Below are 15,521 nucleotides of genomic sequence, written 5' to 3'. Positions count from 1 at the left end.
CGTGTTGGAGGGGGAGGCGTGACATGGCGAGCGTGCGCGAGAGGTTCCTTCTCTCCCTGCTCGAGGCACTGCCGATTCCGCAGGAGGGAGAGCCGGCAGTACTGATCGGGATCGACGGGGTGGATGGTGCAGGAAAGACCGTCCTCGCGGACGAGCTGGGCACCCGCCTTGCGTCGCTGGCCCCGGTGGAGCGGATCTCGATCGATGGATTCCATCATGACCGCGCGGTGCGATATCACCGGGGGCGCCGCTCTGCGAAGGGGTTCTGGTTGGATTCATACGACTATGAGGCATTTCGCAAAGCAGTCGTAGACCCATTTCGCGCCGGCACGGGAACGTTCCTATCGGCATCTCACGATCTTGAGTCGGATGCGATTCTGACCGAACCCCGACTGCCCGTTCGGACGGGATCGATCGTCGTGGTCGACGGGATATTCCTTCATCGTCCCGAGCTTCGCGAGGTATGGGACTTCTCGTTGTTCCTCGACGTTCCCTTCGCTGAGTCGGTACGACGCCTGTCCCACCGCGATGGGACGTCTCCGATCCCATCCGCACCGGAGAACAGACGCTATGTCGAAGGGCAACGGATCTACTTGACGGAATGCGCCCCTGCGTCGCATGCCTCGTTGGTCATCGACTATGCCGATGTGGAGAATCCGCGCATCATGCCGAGGGCGGCTGCCGGATGACGGCTGCCTGACCCGGCCGCGGAGGCTGCGGCGAGGGGAGCCATGGCGCCTGTGCCGGGCTCATCGTTACGCAGCCGTCATCCCAGAAGACGTTGACTTCGGGACGGTTCGTCCCATAAGTTCGCGATATGTCGAAGACCGGTGACGCGATGGGGCGGCCCGCGGATGAGGAGCTCACCGCGCGGATCCTCGCGACGACGCGCGAGATGCTCGTTCGCGACGGCTACGCCGGCTTGAGGATCGACCGTGTCGTGCGCGAGGTGGGGTGCGGGAAGTCCGCGGTCTATCGCCGCTACCCCGACAAGGCCGCACTGGTCGCCGCCGCCGTGGTCGACGTCGCGGCCCTGGGGACGCCCCCTGATACGGGGTCCGTGCGCGATGATCTCCTGACCCACGCGCTGCAGAACCAGAGCACCCAATCCGAATCGGGAACGCGCACCATCGGTCTGGTCCTCTTCGACCCCGACGTCTTCCCGTTGATCTGGGAGAGCTTCCTCACCCAGCGACGCGATATCGGCATCCGCATTCTCGAACGGGGCATCGCCCGTGGAGAACTCCCAGAAGACGCAGCACTGGACATCATCCTGGACACTGTTGCCGGCCTCACCCTGTACCACCAGACAGTCAAGGGCCACCACCTCACCCCCGACGACTATCGGGGCGTCATCGACGCGCTCATACGCACCCCTCCGCTTCACCGACTCCAGAGATGAAGACTCCGTGAACCACCCCCAGACCACCGGCCTCCCGATCGCCGGAACCCGCGCCCGCACCGTCGTGGGATTCCTGATCTTCTGCGAACTTGCCAGCGGCTTTACCCAGGGCTTCTACCCGCCGCTGCTCAAAGACCTCTCGATCCATCTGGGGGTGACCGACGCCGACATCACCTGGTTCCTCACGATCCAGACCCTCGCCGCCGCGGTCTCCGTCCCCCTGCTCTCGAAACTCGGCGACATCTTCGGACATCGTCGCGTTCTCCGGATCGCGATCATCTCCGTCCTCGTCGGAACCCTGCTCACCGCGCTGGTTCCCAGCTATCCGATCGTGCTCATCGGACGGGTGCTCGTGGGCCCGCTGGCGGTATGGCTGCCGTTGGAGATCGCGCTCGTGCACAACCGCATCACGGGGGAGCAGGCGCGTAAGTCGATCGGCCTGCTCGTGACGTTCCTCACCGGGGGAGCCATTCTCGGCACGTTCGCCGCAGGTGGCATCTCCGCGATCTCCCCGAGCATCACCATCACGATGCTCGCCCCGTGCGCGCTCGTCCTGCTGTCGGCCTATGCCGTCTTCTTCAGGGTTCCCGAGTCCTCGACGCGTACGGCCACGCGGATCGACTATGTCGGGTTCGCGGGCATCGCCGTGTTCATGATCGCCGCGCTCTTCGGGCTGCGTCTGGTCGGCTCGGTCGGATTCCTCGCCCCGTCGACGCTGCTCACCCTTGGTGCGGCGCTCGTCGCCTTCGTACTGTGGGTCGTCTGGGAGCTCCGCGCAAAGGCGCCGGCCGTGGACATCCGACTGGTCGTCTCCCGCCGGGTCGGGCCGCTGTACCTCGCCGCGCTCTGCTTCGGCATGGTGATGTTCGGCGGACAGGCCCCGATGTCGACATTCCTCGGCGCCCGCCCGGACGTCGAAGGGTACGGGTTCGCGGCCAACGCCGCCGTCACCTCGCTCGTCATCGGGATCGTCACCATCCTGGCGACCGTCGGGGCAGCGCTCTTCAGCGTCCTGGCATCGAGGATCGGCATCCGCACGGTGATGATCACCGGCGCGGCGCTGGCCGCGGCCGGCAACTTCCTGCTCCTTCCCCTGCACGGCAGCCTCGGCGGATACATCGCAGCGGCGATCGTCCAGGGCCTTGGATACGGACTCCTGCTCGGCTCCCTTCCGGCGCGACTCGCAGAGCTCGCCCCCGCGCATTCCACGGGCATCGCAGCAGGCGTGTACAACTCGCTGCGCACGCTGGGCGGATCGTTCGCCGGCGCGATCTTCGCCGCCATGCTCGGTGCCGCGATGGTCACCGGCGCGGGGTTCTCCTCGATCGGCGGATACTTCGCGATCTGGATCTTCTCCGGAGCCGCCTTCGTCGTATGCCTCATCGCGGTGCTCGTCCTGCCGAAGGACACCGAGTCCGATTCGGACACCGCCCTCGCGGACACCGCCGCGCGCTGACACCTCTCATCCCCTCAACGACCACTACATCAGGGAGTTCCCATGCTTGCCCCCGATTTCACCGCCGAAGGATCGGCGATCCTTCCCGAGCTCGTCGCCCTGCGTCGGGACCTTCACGCCATGCCCGAACTGGGCCTCCAGCTGCCGGAGACCCAGCAGCGGGTACTGAACGCACTCCAGCCGCTCGGCCTCGACATCACGCTCGGTGCCGGCCTCACCTCGATCGTCGCGGTGCTCCACGGCGCCAAGCCCGGGCCCAGCGTCCTGCTGCGCGGCGACATGGACGCGTTGCCCGTGGCCGAGGAGACGGGGCTCGACTTCGCGTCGACCAACGGTCGCATGCACGCGTGCGGCCACGACCTCCACACGGCAGGGCTGGTCGGGGCTGCCCGGCTTCTCGCCGCGCACCGCGACGAACTCGCCGGCGACGTGATCTTCATGTTCCAGCCCGGAGAAGAGGGCTATGGCGGCGCGAAGATCATGATCGACGAGGGTCTGCTGGACGTGAACGGGCAGAAGCCGATCGCCGCCTACGCGATCCACGTCGCCCCCGGGCCCCGAGGTCTGTTCGTCACGCGTTCGGGTGCGGCGTGCGCCGGATCCAACCAGCTCACTATCACCGTTCGCGGCCGCGGGGGTCACGGGTCGCAGCCGCATCAGGTCCTCGACCCCGTGCCGGTCGCCGCAGAGATCGTGCTGGCGCTGCAGACATTCGTCACCCGACGCTTCAACGCCTTCGACCCGATCATTCTCTCGGTGACGCAGCTGAAGGGCAGCGAGGCGGTGAACGTGATCCCGGAGACCGCGACGCTGAACGCCACGGTCCGCACCCTTTCGGAGGAGTCGGTCGCGCGGCTGCAGGAGGAGACTCCGCGTCTTGCCGAGCACATCGCGGCGGCGCACGGCTGCACGGCCGAGGTCGACTTCCAGGTCGTCTACCCGGTCACGATCAACGACGACCGAACGACCGCCGAGACGCTCGCCTGGCTGGGAGAGCAGTTCGGCGAGCAGCGCGTCCAGACCATGCCCAATCCGGGGATGGGGTCGGAGGACTTCTCCTTCGTGCTCAACGAGGTCCCCGGCACCTTCGTCATGCTCGCCAGCACGCCGCCGGAGATCGACGTCGCCACGGCGGAGTTCAACCACTCGCCGCGCGTGTACTTCGACGATGCGGTGCTCGGCGACCAGGCGGCGGCGCTCGCGAACCTCGCCTGGCGCAAACTCGCGAGCGTCGCCGCTCACGAGTGAGCTGACGGCCGCGCGGCCCCTGACCCCTCGACGCCTGGGCGCGAGGCCGGTCAGGGGCCGCGGTCATCCGCAGCGCCGGCTCGCTCCCAACGCTTTGACGTCCCTTATGCGTTGACGCCGGCAGGCGTTGAGCCCGCCATGGGTGCGGTGACCAGTTCGAGGGCCGTGTCCACCGTGACTCTGGCGTGCGCAGGATCGATCCGTGCGAGAGCGAGGGCGGCGATCACCATGCCCGTCGTGGACTCGGCGAGGCGCCGGATGTCTTTGGGCGTTGCCATGCCCGCGTGCGCGGCGAGGACGCCGCGCGTCATGGCGTCCTGCAGTTCCCGGCGATAGTCGGCGATCACTCGTGCGACCTCCGGATCGTTCGCGATCGGAGCACCCGCTGCGTTGATGAGGAGGCAGCCGCTGGTCGCCGACATCGAGCCGGTGTCGTCGAGCGCTGCCCGCAGACCCTCCAGGTAGTCGACGATCGCCGCCGGATGCACGACGTCGGCCGTGAGAGGGGCGAGGCGAGGTCGGATGACCTCATCGAGATAGCTCTCGACCGCGGCCTCGAACAGACCGCGCTTCGACCCGAAGCTGTTGTAGAGACTGGAGCGGCTGAGCCCCGTGGCGGCCTCGAGATCGGGGACGGATGCGCTCTCGTACCCGGACGACCAGAAGACCGTGCGCGCGGCGCGGATGACGCGCTCGCGATCGAACCCCACGGTACGAGCCACGATTTCTCCATTCTGCAACGATCGGTCTAGTATACTCTGGAACGAACGTTACAGAAAGCGCTTGCGTGGTCGCATCGGTGACGGTCGGCCCCTGTGATCGGTTCGTCGCTGCTGCCTGCATTCATCGAGAAGGAGTCCCCATGCCCTCAACCGTCAGCACCCAGATCCAGCTCGCCGCGCGGCCCACCGGCTGGCCGACGAACGATGACTTCCGCACCGTCGAGGTCGAGTACTCGGCCCCGAGCGAGGGAGAGGTGCGCGTGCGCAACGAGTACGTGTCGGTCGATCCCTACATGCGCGGCCGCATGAACGATGTCCGCAGCTATGTGGCGCCGTACGCTCTCGGGGAGCGGATCGTGGGTGGCGCGATCGGCAGGGTCGTCGTGTCGAACGCGCCGGAGCTGCCGGTCGGCGCGATCGTGCTCCACCAGCACGGATGGAGCGATGTCATCCAGGCTGACGCGTCCACGTTCCGCGCCGTCCCCGAGATGCCGGGGGTTCCGCTCTCGCTGCGGTTGCACATCCTCGGGATGACCGGGCTCACGGCCTATGTCGGGCTGACGGCGATCGCACACCTCCAGCCGGGCGACACGGTCTTCGTGTCCGGTGCGGCAGGCGCCGTCGGCACCGCGGTGGGGCAGATCGCGAAGCTCCTCGGCGCGGCTCGCGTGATCGGTTCGGCGGGCACCCCGGAGAAGGTCGCCCTGCTCACCGAGAAGTACGGGTACGACGCGGCCTTCAACTACAAGGACGGCGATGTGCGGGCCCAGCTCGCCGCCGCGGCTCCGGACGGGATCGACGTCTTCTTCGACAACGTCGGAGGCGACCACCTCGAGGCCGCTCTGGACGTCTTCAACGATGGTGGGCGGGCCGCGCTGTGCGGGGCGATCGCGGGCTACAACACGACGGCTCCCACGCCGGGACCGGACAACATGGCGAACATCATCACGCGCGGGCTCGCCCTCCGCGGATTCACCCTGGCCGGGTATCTCGATCTCGCCCCCGAGTTCCAGCAGAAGATGGCCGGCTGGTTCGCGGAGGGGCGGATCGCCTACGACGAGACGATCGTCGAGGGCATCGAGCGCACGGTGGACGCGTTCCTCGACATGATGCGCGGTGCGAACACGGGGAAGATGCTCGTCCGGATCGCGCCGGAGGGCGGGTCCTCAGCGGCATAGGCCCGTTCGTCGGACACCGCTCATTCGGCTCGTTCCGCTCATTCCGTGGGCAGCCAGGGTGCCCCCGGGGTGAGCGGATCCTCCAGGAGCGCCTCGAACGCAATCTCCGCGGCGCCGACCAGCAGGCGATCCTCGCCGAGCGCAGCGGTGCGGATCGCAAGGCCTTCTGCATTCATCGGCATCGCCTGCGCAGCCACCTCCGCGACGAAGCCGTCGGGATCCTGGTCGAACAGCGTCGCCAGGAAGCCGCCCAGCACGACGACCGAGGGGTTGAGGACGTTGACGACGTTCGCGAGCGCCGTCGACAGGATCCGACGTTGGCGCTCGACTTCCGCGGTGACGTCAACGGCCGCGGAGGCGCGGATGACCGATGCCAGGGTGGGATCGTCGGCGCCGTGCATGCGCACCGCAGCGAGCAGGCGCGCGCGGCTGACCTCGTCCTCGAGGGTTCCGTTCGCTCCTGCGCGACGATCGGCCGGCAATGCGATGCTGGGGTGGTTCTGGCCGATCTCGCCGGCGTAGCCGCGTGCTCCGTGCACCAGGCGTCCGTCGATGACGATGCCGCCGCCGATGCCGCTCGCGCCCCCGTTGAGGTAGACGCTGTCATGCACATCCTGGGCGGCGCCGTAGAGGCTCTCGGCCAGCGCGCCGAGGGTCGCATCGTTGTCGATGACCGACGGTATCCCTGTCGCCGACGACAGCGCCTCGAGGAGCGGCGCGTCCCTCCAGTTCAGGTGGGGGGCGAGTCGCACGAGCCCGTCCTGGGAGCGGACGAGGCCGGGCAGGGCGACCCCGAGGCCGGCGATGCGTCGGTCTTCGAGGATGCCGATGCGCCAGGACGCGATGCGCTCCGCGACGAGACGTGCGGTCTCGTCCGGGGCGGCGAGACCCTCGACGTCGATGCGCTCTCGGATGATCACCGTGCGGTCCAGGGAGATCGCGGCCATCGTGACGGCATCGACCTCGGGGTTCACGGCGACCGCCACCGGCGCTGCTGTCGCGGCGACGTTGGGGGAGGGGCGGCCGACCCGACCGTGGGCGTCCGGGGCGTTCTCCTGCACCAGTCCGGCCGTGGTGAGGTCGGTGACCAGCGCGCCGATGGTCGACCGGTTGAGGCCGGTGGCGTCGGTCAGCGCGGCGCGGGAGAGCGGCCCCTCTCGGTGCACCATGCGCAGGATGCGCGACAGGTTGGCGCGGCGGACGCCCTCCAGGGTCCCCTCGGTGCGTGACACGCCTTCACCTTAGGAGAGGGGGTCAGGATTCGCCGAACCGGCGCGCGGAGCGCGTCATCAGCCGGAGGCGAGTCGAGATCGGGTGTGGACGGAGCGACTGAACGGTAATAGGTTGTGAAGAGCAACAAATATCCCTTCCTGGAGGAGCAACATGCCTACGCCCACCCCCGCCGACCGGTTCACCTTCGGGCTCTGGACCGTCGGATACACCGGCGCCGACCCGTTCGGCGGGCCGACCCGTCCCGCGATGGACGTGGTGCACGCCGTGGAGAAGCTCGCCGAGATCGGCGCCTCCGGCCTCACGTTCCACGACGACGATCTCTTCCCCTTCGAGGCCTCGGAGACGGAGCGTCAGCGCCAGATCGATCGGCTGAAGGGCGCGCTCGCCGATACCGGACTGACCGTCCCGATGGTCACCACGAACCTCTTCAGCGCGCCCGTCTTCAAGGACGGTGGATTCACGTCCAATGACCGTGCCGTGCGTCGATTCGCGATCCGCAAGGCGCTGCGCCAGATCGACCTCGGCGCGGAGCTCGGGGCGCAGACCTTCGTCATGTGGGGCGGCCGTGAAGGCGCCGAGTACGATTCCGCGAAGGACATCGGTCTCGCCCTGGAGCGTTACCGCGAGGCCGTGGACTTCCTCGGCGACTACGTCGTGAGCCGCGGCTACAATCTGCGATTCGCGATCGAGCCGAAGCCGAACGAGCCGCGTGGCGACATCCTGCTGCCGACGGTCGGGCACGCGCTCGCCTTCATCGAGACGCTTGCGCGACCGGAGCTCGTCGGAGTGAACCCCGAGGTCGGGCACGAGCAGATGGCGGGGCTGAACTTCGCCGCAGGCATCGCCCAGGCGCTCTTCCACGGAAAGCTGTTCCACATCGACCTCAACGGCCAGCGCGGGATCAAGTACGACCAGGACCTCGTCTTCGGCCACGGGGACCTGAACAACGCGTTCGCCCTGGTCGACCTGCTCGAGAACGGCGGAGCGCAGGGCGGCCCGAGCTACGACGGGCCTCGTCACTTCGACTTCAAGCCCTCGCGCACCGAGGACGAGGACGGCGTGTGGGAGTCGGCCAGCGCCAATATGCGGACCTACCTCCTGCTGAAGGAGCGCGCCCAGGCGTTTCGTGCCGATCCCGAGGTGCAGGAGGCGCTGTCGGCCGCCCGTCTTCCTGAGCTCGCGCAGAAGACCTTCGGGGAGGGCGAGGGCTATGACGCCTTCGTCGCGGACCGGAGCACCTATGAGGACTTCGACGCGGACGCCTACTTCGGCGGCAAGGGCTTCGGCTTCGTGAGGCTGCAGCAGCTGGCCACCGAGCACCTGCTGGGCGCGCGATAGCCTCTGATCGTCGATGACGAGGCCCCTCTCCGCGCGGTGTGTGTTCCGATCGGGACGCGCGCTGCGCGGAGGGGCGCGGCTCAGAGCATCGGAGCACGTGCGGCGGACGTCGCCGCGGACAGGACATCGGAATGACCCTCGTGATGGGCGTCGACAGCTCGACGCAATCCTGCAAGGTCGTCATCGTGGAGGCCGAGACCGGGATCGTAGTGCGGACCGGGCGTGCTCCGCACCCGCGTGGGACCAGCGTCGATCCCGAGGCGTGGTGGCGTGCGCTGCAGGCCGCGATCGCCGAGGCGGGCGGCCTCGACGACGTCGCGGCATGGTCGATCGGCGGACAGCAGCACGGGATGGTCGCGCTCGACGCCTCGGGCGCGGTGGTGCGCGACGCCCTGCTCTGGAACGACACCCGCTCGGCGGGCGCTGCGGCTGACCTTGTCACCGAGTACGGTGCCGAAGAGCTCGCACGGCGCACGGGGCTCGTGCCGGTGGCGTCCTTCACCCTCACGAAGCTGCGATGGCTGCGTGACAACGAGCCGGTCAACGCCGCGAAGACCGCGGCGGTCGCGCTCCCTCATGACTGGCTCACCTGGCGCCTGCGCGGGTTCGGGGCGGGTGATGCCGCGCTCGACGAGCTCGTCACCGACCGCTCCGACGCCTCCGGGACGGGGTACTGGAACCCGGAGACGGGAGACTACGATCGAGCGCTGGCCGAGGCCGCGCTGGGCCGTGACGTCGCCCTGCCGCGGGTGCTCGGTCCTCGCGACGCAGTGACGGATGCCGCCGGGCGTCGTGTCGCCCCCGGTGCGGGCGACAACGCCGGTGCCGCTCTCGGTCTCGGCGCGGGAGTCGGCGACGTGGTGATCTCGATCGGCACGAGCGGGACGGTGTTCGCCGTCAGCGAGGAGCGGACGGTGGATCCGACGGGGACCGTCGCCGGTTTCGCGGACGCGAGCGGGCATTTCCTCCCGCTCGTCGCGACGCTCAACGCCGCACGCGTCCTCGATGCGGTGGCGGGCCTGCTCGCCGTCGATCACACGGAGCTCTCCCGCCTCGCCCTCACCGCGGACGCCGGGGCGGGTGGGCTGCGGCTCATCCCCCACTTCGAAGGAGAGCGCACCCCCAACCTGCCCGACGCGACGGCGACGCTCACAGGGATGACCCTGGCCTCCGCGACACGGGAGAATCTCGCCCGCGCCGCGGTCGAGGGGATGCTCGGCGGTCTGGCCGTCGGCGTCGGAGCCATCCGGGGACTCGGCGTCCCCCTCGAACGCGCCCTCCTCATCGGCGGAGGCGCGCAGTCAGCGGCGGTGCGGAGGATCGCGCCCGAGGTGCTCGGGGTCCCCGTCGTCGTGCCGGAGCCGGGGGAGTACGTCGCCCTCGGCGCGGCCCGTCAGGCCGCGGCGGTCATACGGGATGAGGAGGGCGACACCCGAGCTCCGCGTCATCGGTGATCAAGCGGCACTCCGGGAGCGCATGAGGAGTGATGCGCCGGACAACATGGCTCCGGAGCCGGACGGGACGGCGATATCTCCGCGGGATGTCGCCGTGTGAGGGAGCCGTCTCCCTGCACGGATGCGGGGTGCGGCGGGTTCTCCCCGAGGTCGGCGGGGAGGGACGCGCGACACTGTTGCGAGTCCTAGCGTCGATCCATGCCGATGGAGTGGGATCAACGTGTCCGTTCGCGGGATCTCCGGATGGTGCCGATCGCGGTGACGGCATGGGCGGTGGCGCTCGTCGTGGTGTTCTCTCCGGGGGCAGCCGTCTGGGTCGTGGCGTGCGTGTGCACGTGCGCGGTGGGCATCGGAAGCCTGTTGGTGGTGTCGCGCGGCAGGCGACGGGCGGAGCGATCGCGTGTCGCGTCGGTCGGCGGGCTTGTCCTCGTAGGCGCGGCGGTGGCGGGTGCGGTCGCTGCGACGGCGCTTCTCGCGGCACCGGTCCGTGAGGCCGCGGGCGGCCTGGAGGGGCGGGCCGTCTCCGGCGAGGTCGTGGTGGTGTCCTCTCCGAGCAACGGCGCCGACGGTCGGCTGTGGTTCGATGCGGAGACGTCCTCGATCGGGTCCCCGGGTGCTCCTCGCCCTTGGCGGGTCCCGGTGCGGGTGGGGCTCGCAGGCGACGGAGCCGCCGCCGTGGAGCCGGGCATGCGGATCCGGGTCGTCGCGGAGGCGAAGGCCGCGGATCCGGGGGAGCGGGCGGTCCTGGTCCTGTTCGTCCGGGCGCGGGCGGAGATCGTGTCCGAGGGCGACCCCATCGCGAGGGCCGCATCCGGTGTGCGCCGTGCATTCGTCGAACGGGCGCTGACGCTGCCTGCGCCCGGGTCCGGGCTCCTTCCCGGGCTGGCGGTGGGCGACACCCGCGCGGTCGACGACGACCTGGACGAGGCGATGGTCGCGAGCGGGCTCTCCCATCTCACCGCTGTCAGCGGCAGCAACTGCGCCCTGGTCACCGCGGCGGCGTTCTGGCTGGTGGCGCTCCTGGGCGGAGGACGGGCACTGCGCGTCGTCGGGGCGGGGATCGCGCTCTCCTGCTTCGTGGTCCTTGTGACGCCGGAGCCGAGCGTCGTCCGGGCGGCGACCATGTCGGGGCTCGCGATGACCTGCCTCCTGCTCGGACGGCCCCGTGCCGGGCTGCCGGTGCTGCTCCTCGCCGTCACCGTGCTCCTGGTCACCGACCCCTGGCTGGGTGCGTCACCGGGGTTCGCGCTCTCGGCGGTGGCGACAGGCGGCCTGATCGTGCTCGCGCCACCGCTTGCGCGGGGGCTTCGGCGCTGGATGCCCGGAGGGATCGCTCTCGTGCTGGCCGTCCCGCTCTCGGCGCAGCTCGTGTGCGGACCGATCATCGCCCTGTTCGCGGATCGGCAGTCGTTGGTCGGGGTCATCGCGAACCTGCTCGCCGAGCCGGCGGCACCGGTCGCGACGATCCTCGGGATGCTCGCCTGCCTCGCAATGCCGGTGCCACCGCTCGCCGATCTGCTCGTGGCGTGCGCCTGGCTGCCCTCCGCATGGATCGCGGCGACGGCGCAGACGACGGCGGCGCTGCCTCTCGCCACGGTCGGTATCCCCGCCGGACTCCTCGCGGCCGTCGTCGTCGCGGTGCTCAGCATCGCGACGGCCTGGCTGTTGATCCCGCATCGCCCTGGCGGCCGACGACGTGCGACGATCACGCTCGCCGCCGGGATCGTGGTCTCGACGGCCCTCGGCCTCGGCGGTGCGTGGGCGGCGCTGGACGGACCGATGGCGCCGCTCACCCGCCCCGGTGACTGGTCGATCGCCGCCTGCGACATCGGCCAGGGGGACGCCAGCCTGAGCGGTCTACACCTACGCGAAAGCCCCCGCGCCGGAGTGGCGGACGGGGGCTAGGGGGTGGCTACTCGGAGGCGGCAGACAGGGCGTCGTCGTAGCCGCGTCGGTACGCTTCGCGAACGCTGCCGTTGAGGTCTACGCCATCGTGGAGGTCTACGGGGTAGAGCTGGGCGGCGCGCTCGGCGGGGTAGTCTGCGGTCAGCGGAGAGAAGCTGGGCAGCGGCTCCTCAGTGTAGTTTTCCAGGCGCGTGAACTCATCGTTACGGCGGGCGGCGGGGTTCTCGGTGGTCATGGCAGTCACGGTGCTCTCATCTCGGTGGAGGTGAACATTTCAGGATACAGGAGGGGAGGCCCCTTGCGGGGCCCCTCCTCGGTGGCTAGCGGTTGCGGGCGTCCTCGTCGGTCCACTGGTCGGAGCGGGCCAGGAGGATCGTCACGATGACCTCGGCGGACAGGTCAACAACAACGCACAGGCCCGCGTGGACGTATCGCTGGAGGCCGTCGTGCGTGTGGCTGGAGCCTCGGACCAGGGCGCGGGCCACCTCCACCTCGGCAACCTGACGGCGCGCCATGACTTCGCGGGCGTGGCGGGAGAAGCGGAAGCGGGGGAGGTCCTCGCGAGAGATGTTGGGGTTGTTCATGTAAATGACTATACAGGGGAAAGGCGGCTTGCGCAAGGCTCCTTGCGTAATAGATGCCGTGTAAACGCGAAAAGCCCCCCACGCCGGAGGTGGCGCGAGGGGCTGGGGCTGGGGTCAGGACTTGCGGGTCTTGACGCGGCCCGTGGTGTCCAGGGTAAGGACGATGGTCTCCATCTTGCGGTTGACCATGCGAAGGATAGGGAACAGGAGGATGAGGCCGATGATGGTCACGGCCAGGAGGATCATGACCAGGATGTAGAAGAGGCCAATGGGCTTCTTGCGCTGGAGGATGACCTGGCCGGGAGCGCGGTCGGTGACCGTGTAGCCCTGACGGGCGTACTTGGCTACCTCGGCGTTGAGGGCGGCGTCCCCCTCGCGGGCGAGTCGGTCGGCGCGGAGGTCCGCGGCGAGGGCCTCCTGTGCTGCGTGCTCGTGCATCGGAAGGTCCCGGGGCGTGGCGGCTACCTGGTCCACGGGGGGAAGCGGGACGCCGGTACGGATGGACGCGCCCACCTCGGTCATCTCTGCGGCAGTCAGCTCGCGCCCTAGCTCGGCCTCGCGAGCGGCTGCGGCTGCGGCCATCTCGGGGTAGCCGCGGGCGAAGCGCTCACGCTCGGCGGCCTTGCGCGCGGCCTCCTTGTCGGCGGCCTTGGCGGCGCTGGCGGCGTTCCGCTCGGCTAGGCGGTCGGCGAAAGTGGACTTGGGTTCGGACATGCGCAGGCCTTTCGGGGCTTGAGGTACCGCCAGCCTAGCCTGGCGCGGTCAGGCTGCCCGGTCGGCAGTGTCGCCCGGGTCATCCGCGTCAGGACGCTTGCCCAGGACGCGGGCCACGTTGGACTTGGAGCATCCCACCTCGGCGGCGATGGTGCGGAGGCTCCAGCCCTCGGCGGCCAGCTCGTGGATGCGGGCGTTGCGGTCGGCGGCGGACGCGAAGACAGCCCGCGCGCCGTGGGTCTCGGCCAGCTCGTGGAGCGGGGCGGGCCGGGAGTGGTCCGGCTCTACCTCGGGGTTGGCCGCTGCGTGCTCCAGGACAGCAGCGCGGCGCGCGGGCCAGGTATGGGCCTCGTCCACGACGGCAAACGTGGTGCGCTGCCCCTCGCGGCGCTTGGGTGCCTCGGGCGTGGGCGGGGCCACGATCAGCTTTGCGATGGTGTGGGTGGTCAGGAGGACCGAGACTGGGGCGAGAGCCGCGAGGGTGATGCCCAGCGCGACCTGGACCCAGCCGGGGGCGGTGGCCCAGGCGTGGACGCCGTTGGCGGCTACGGAGAGCGCCGCGAAGAGGGCGAGCGCTGCCCACTCCAGGCGGGCGTCGTCGCCGCGCGAGCGGAAGACCAGGGCGGCGACCGTGTAGACCAGGATCGCGCCATCCACGTAGGCGGGCAGCGCCCAGGCGAGCCAGTCGGGGACGTTCGCCCAGCTCGCGGCCTCCGCCAGTCCGTTGAAGGAGAGGAGGAAGGAGACGGCCGCCAGGAGGGCCGTGGTAACCGTAGCGACGATGAGCACAGGCCGGGAGTCCGGCTGGACGCGGGAGGTGGTCATACGGGGGTCCTTTCGGCGATGCGGGCGGCGGCTCGAAGCTCGGCCTTGGCGGCGCGGTTGGTGCCCAGCTTGCGGGCGAGATCGAAGGGAAGGACGTGATTGGAGAAGGCGGACCGGCTCGGCTCCTTGGCATACTCCTCTCGGGCGACTGCGGCGAAGGTCATGTGGATGCCTCCAGCTTGAGGTCCATCCAGCGGGCGCGGCGGTCGGCGCGGGTCGTGCCGGTGGGCGTGCGCTCGGCGACGCGCTCCCAGAGCTGGCCGGGGGCGCACAGGGTGGCGATCCCGCGAGCGGCGGCGAGCGCGTCGGCGATGTCCACCTTCTCGGCAAGGTCCTCGGGCGGGTGCGGGCGACGGGCGTGGTGGGTGACGATGGGCGCGGTCATTGGTGGGCCTTTCGTGGAGAGTCTGGGGTGGTTCAGGCGGTGACGCCGTAGCCGCCACACCCGTAGCAGGTGCCGCCGTTGTAGGCGTACTGGGAGATGTAGCCGGTGCCGTTGCAGCGCCCACACTTGGTGGCCTCGCGGGCGGCGAGGATGCGGGCGGCCTGTGCCTCACGAGCGGCGACGCGGGCGGCCTCCTCGGCGGCGGCTGCATCGTTCGCGGCGATCTGCTCGGCGGTGAGCGAGGTGGTCGCGAGGGAGACGAAGACGGCGAAGAGGTCGATGTCGGCGGCTGCGGTGTTCATGTATAGAACCATATCGACGTAAGGGGGTTTGCGCAAGTCTCCTTACGCAAACTACGTCGGGCGCGGTTCCATCGGGCGAAGTAGGGGAGGGCGAGGGCCGCCCAGAGGAGGGCAGCCAGGGGCAGCCCCACCTCGGGGGAGAGGGTGTCCGGGTTCACTCGTCGCCGTCCTCGGTGCTGGGGGCGTCCATCGTCGCGTCGTGGCATGGACACTTAGGCGCGCCGAACTCGTCCAGCCACTTCTTGGTCATGCGGACCAGGTAGCCGCTGCCCTCGGCGCACTCGACCTTGAGCATCCGGGTGCCCTGCTTCTTGACGCCGGAGAGAGACGGGGTGAGGGCGGCGTGGGGGTAGTCGCCCAGCTCGATGACGATGAGCGCCAGCTTGTCCTTGAGGGCGTCGCCCGCGACGGTGGCGGTCATTTTGCCTTCCAGGCCCATGGCCTTGGCCAGCTTGGCGAAGGGGCCGCGGTGGCCGGAGGCGTTCTCGTCCCAGACGTGGACCAGCTCGTGGACCAGGACGGCGAGGACCTCGACGGCGTCGGCGAGGACGGGGGAAATGAAGACCTGGGCGACGCCGTCGGCGGCTGCCTCCTTGGCCCATGCCTGGCCGATGGCCTGGTTGTTGCCGCTGCGGCCCTTGGGCCAGCCGACGGAGACGCGGACGGCGGGGATGTCCGCGCCGTGCTCGGCGAAGTAGGGGCGGAGCGCCTCGACGGCGGCAGCAAGCCACTCTTCACGGGTGGAGAAGTTGATGGTCATGGTGTGCCCTTTCGG

18 protein-coding genes are annotated in these 15,521 nt (G+C 69.6%); 8 read left to right on the top strand and 10 right to left on the bottom strand.

Annotated elements, in window-relative coordinates:
* Positions 1 to 23 precede the first annotated feature (23 nt).
* From J2Y69_RS16860 to J2Y69_RS16845, 4 genes are all read left to right on the top strand, one after another.
* On the top strand, positions 24 to 689 hold the full coding sequence (locus J2Y69_RS16860) for a nucleoside/nucleotide kinase family protein (RefSeq protein ID WP_310022925.1): 666 nt from the start codon (positions 24 to 26) through the stop codon (positions 687 to 689).
* A 128-nt stretch (positions 690 to 817) separates the two neighbouring features.
* A complete protein-coding gene (locus tag J2Y69_RS16855; protein ID WP_310022923.1) occupies positions 818 to 1,402 on the top strand; it encodes a TetR/AcrR family transcriptional regulator in 585 nt (194 codons plus the stop codon).
* A gap of 7 nt (positions 1,403 to 1,409) precedes the next feature.
* Positions 1,410 to 2,858 (top strand): MFS transporter, encoded by a 1,449-nt coding sequence (locus tag J2Y69_RS16850; protein ID WP_310022922.1) that lies wholly within the window; start codon positions 1,410 to 1,412, stop codon positions 2,856 to 2,858.
* 42 nt (positions 2,859 to 2,900) lie between these two features.
* Positions 2,901 to 4,106: a M20 metallopeptidase family protein gene (locus tag J2Y69_RS16845; protein WP_310022920.1), complete on the top strand. Its 1,206-nt coding sequence runs from the start codon at positions 2,901 to 2,903 to the stop codon at positions 4,104 to 4,106.
* 104 nt (positions 4,107 to 4,210) lie between these two features.
* Here J2Y69_RS16845 and J2Y69_RS16840 read toward each other — a convergent pair whose 3' ends face one another.
* Entirely contained in the window at positions 4,211 to 4,828 is a 618-nt protein-coding gene (locus J2Y69_RS16840; RefSeq protein ID WP_310022918.1) for a TetR/AcrR family transcriptional regulator, read from the bottom strand.
* Positions 4,829 to 4,968: 140 nt separating this feature from the next.
* Here J2Y69_RS16840 and J2Y69_RS16835 point away from each other — a divergent pair, with 140 nt between their 5' ends.
* Positions 4,969 to 6,006: an NADP-dependent oxidoreductase gene (locus tag J2Y69_RS16835; protein WP_310022916.1), complete on the top strand. Its 1,038-nt coding sequence runs from the start codon at positions 4,969 to 4,971 to the stop codon at positions 6,004 to 6,006.
* 38 nt (positions 6,007 to 6,044) lie between these two features.
* On the opposite strand, the gene J2Y69_RS16830 is transcribed toward J2Y69_RS16835, so the two are convergent.
* Positions 6,045 to 7,238: an ROK family transcriptional regulator gene (locus J2Y69_RS16830; RefSeq protein WP_310022914.1), complete on the bottom strand. Its 1,194-nt coding sequence runs from the start codon at positions 7,236 to 7,238 to the stop codon at positions 6,045 to 6,047.
* A gap of 151 nt (positions 7,239 to 7,389) precedes the next feature.
* On the opposite strand from J2Y69_RS16830, the gene xylA reads away from it, so the two are divergent.
* The 3 genes from xylA (at position 7,390) to J2Y69_RS16815 (ending at position 11,936) form a co-directional block, all read left to right on the top strand.
* The gene (xylA, locus tag J2Y69_RS16825) at positions 7,390 to 8,577 is read left to right on the top strand and encodes a xylose isomerase (RefSeq protein ID WP_310022912.1); all 1,188 of its coding nucleotides are present in this window, start codon (positions 7,390 to 7,392) and stop codon (positions 8,575 to 8,577) included.
* 131 nt (positions 8,578 to 8,708) lie between these two features.
* Complete coding sequence (locus J2Y69_RS16820) at positions 8,709 to 10,031, top strand: xylulokinase (protein ID WP_310022910.1); 1,323 nt, start codon at positions 8,709 to 8,711, stop codon at positions 10,029 to 10,031.
* A gap of 198 nt (positions 10,032 to 10,229) precedes the next feature.
* A complete protein-coding gene (locus J2Y69_RS16815) occupies positions 10,230 to 11,936 on the top strand; it encodes a ComEC/Rec2 family competence protein (protein ID WP_310022908.1) in 1,707 nt (568 codons plus the stop codon).
* Between the two features lie 7 nt (positions 11,937 to 11,943).
* Here J2Y69_RS16815 and J2Y69_RS16810 read toward each other — a convergent pair whose 3' ends face one another.
* The 8 genes from J2Y69_RS16810 to J2Y69_RS16775 form a co-directional block, all read right to left on the bottom strand.
* Positions 11,944 to 12,180 (bottom strand): hypothetical protein, encoded by a 237-nt coding sequence (locus J2Y69_RS16810; protein ID WP_310022906.1) that lies wholly within the window; start codon positions 12,178 to 12,180, stop codon positions 11,944 to 11,946.
* Positions 12,181 to 12,256: 76 nt separating this feature from the next.
* The gene (locus J2Y69_RS16805) at positions 12,257 to 12,520 is read right to left on the bottom strand and encodes a hypothetical protein (RefSeq protein ID WP_310022904.1); all 264 of its coding nucleotides are present in this window, start codon (positions 12,518 to 12,520) and stop codon (positions 12,257 to 12,259) included.
* 114 nt (positions 12,521 to 12,634) lie between these two features.
* Positions 12,635 to 13,234: a hypothetical protein gene (locus tag J2Y69_RS16800; protein WP_310022902.1), complete on the bottom strand. Its 600-nt coding sequence runs from the start codon at positions 13,232 to 13,234 to the stop codon at positions 12,635 to 12,637.
* Positions 13,235 to 13,282: 48 nt separating this feature from the next.
* Positions 13,283 to 14,059: a DUF2637 domain-containing protein gene (locus tag J2Y69_RS16795; protein WP_310022900.1), complete on the bottom strand. Its 777-nt coding sequence runs from the start codon at positions 14,057 to 14,059 to the stop codon at positions 13,283 to 13,285.
* Entirely contained in the window at positions 14,056 to 14,223 is a 168-nt protein-coding gene (locus J2Y69_RS16790; protein WP_310022898.1) for a hypothetical protein, read from the bottom strand. Before J2Y69_RS16790 ends, J2Y69_RS16795 begins: the two co-directional genes overlap by 4 nt.
* Positions 14,220 to 14,444, bottom strand: a complete 225-nt coding sequence (locus J2Y69_RS16785) for a hypothetical protein (RefSeq protein WP_310022896.1) — start codon at positions 14,442 to 14,444, stop codon at positions 14,220 to 14,222. The genes J2Y69_RS16790 and J2Y69_RS16785 overlap by 4 nt, the downstream gene beginning before the upstream one ends.
* Before the next feature lie 32 nt (positions 14,445 to 14,476).
* Positions 14,477 to 14,746 carry a hypothetical protein gene (locus J2Y69_RS16780; protein WP_310022895.1) on the bottom strand — a complete coding sequence of 90 codons (270 nt, stop codon included), beginning with the start codon at positions 14,744 to 14,746 and terminating at the stop codon, positions 14,477 to 14,479.
* A gap of 154 nt (positions 14,747 to 14,900) precedes the next feature.
* Complete coding sequence (locus tag J2Y69_RS16775; protein WP_310022893.1) at positions 14,901 to 15,506, bottom strand: hypothetical protein; 606 nt, start codon at positions 15,504 to 15,506, stop codon at positions 14,901 to 14,903.
* Positions 15,507 to 15,521: the final 15 nt, after the last annotated feature.

The organism is Microbacterium resistens (genome assembly GCF_031456305.1).
GTDB classification, from domain to species: domain Bacteria; phylum Actinomycetota; class Actinomycetes; order Actinomycetales; family Microbacteriaceae; genus Microbacterium; species Microbacterium resistens_A.
The sequence above is the reverse complement of the archived record's forward strand: the minus strand, read 5'-3'. Positions and strand labels throughout refer to the sequence as shown.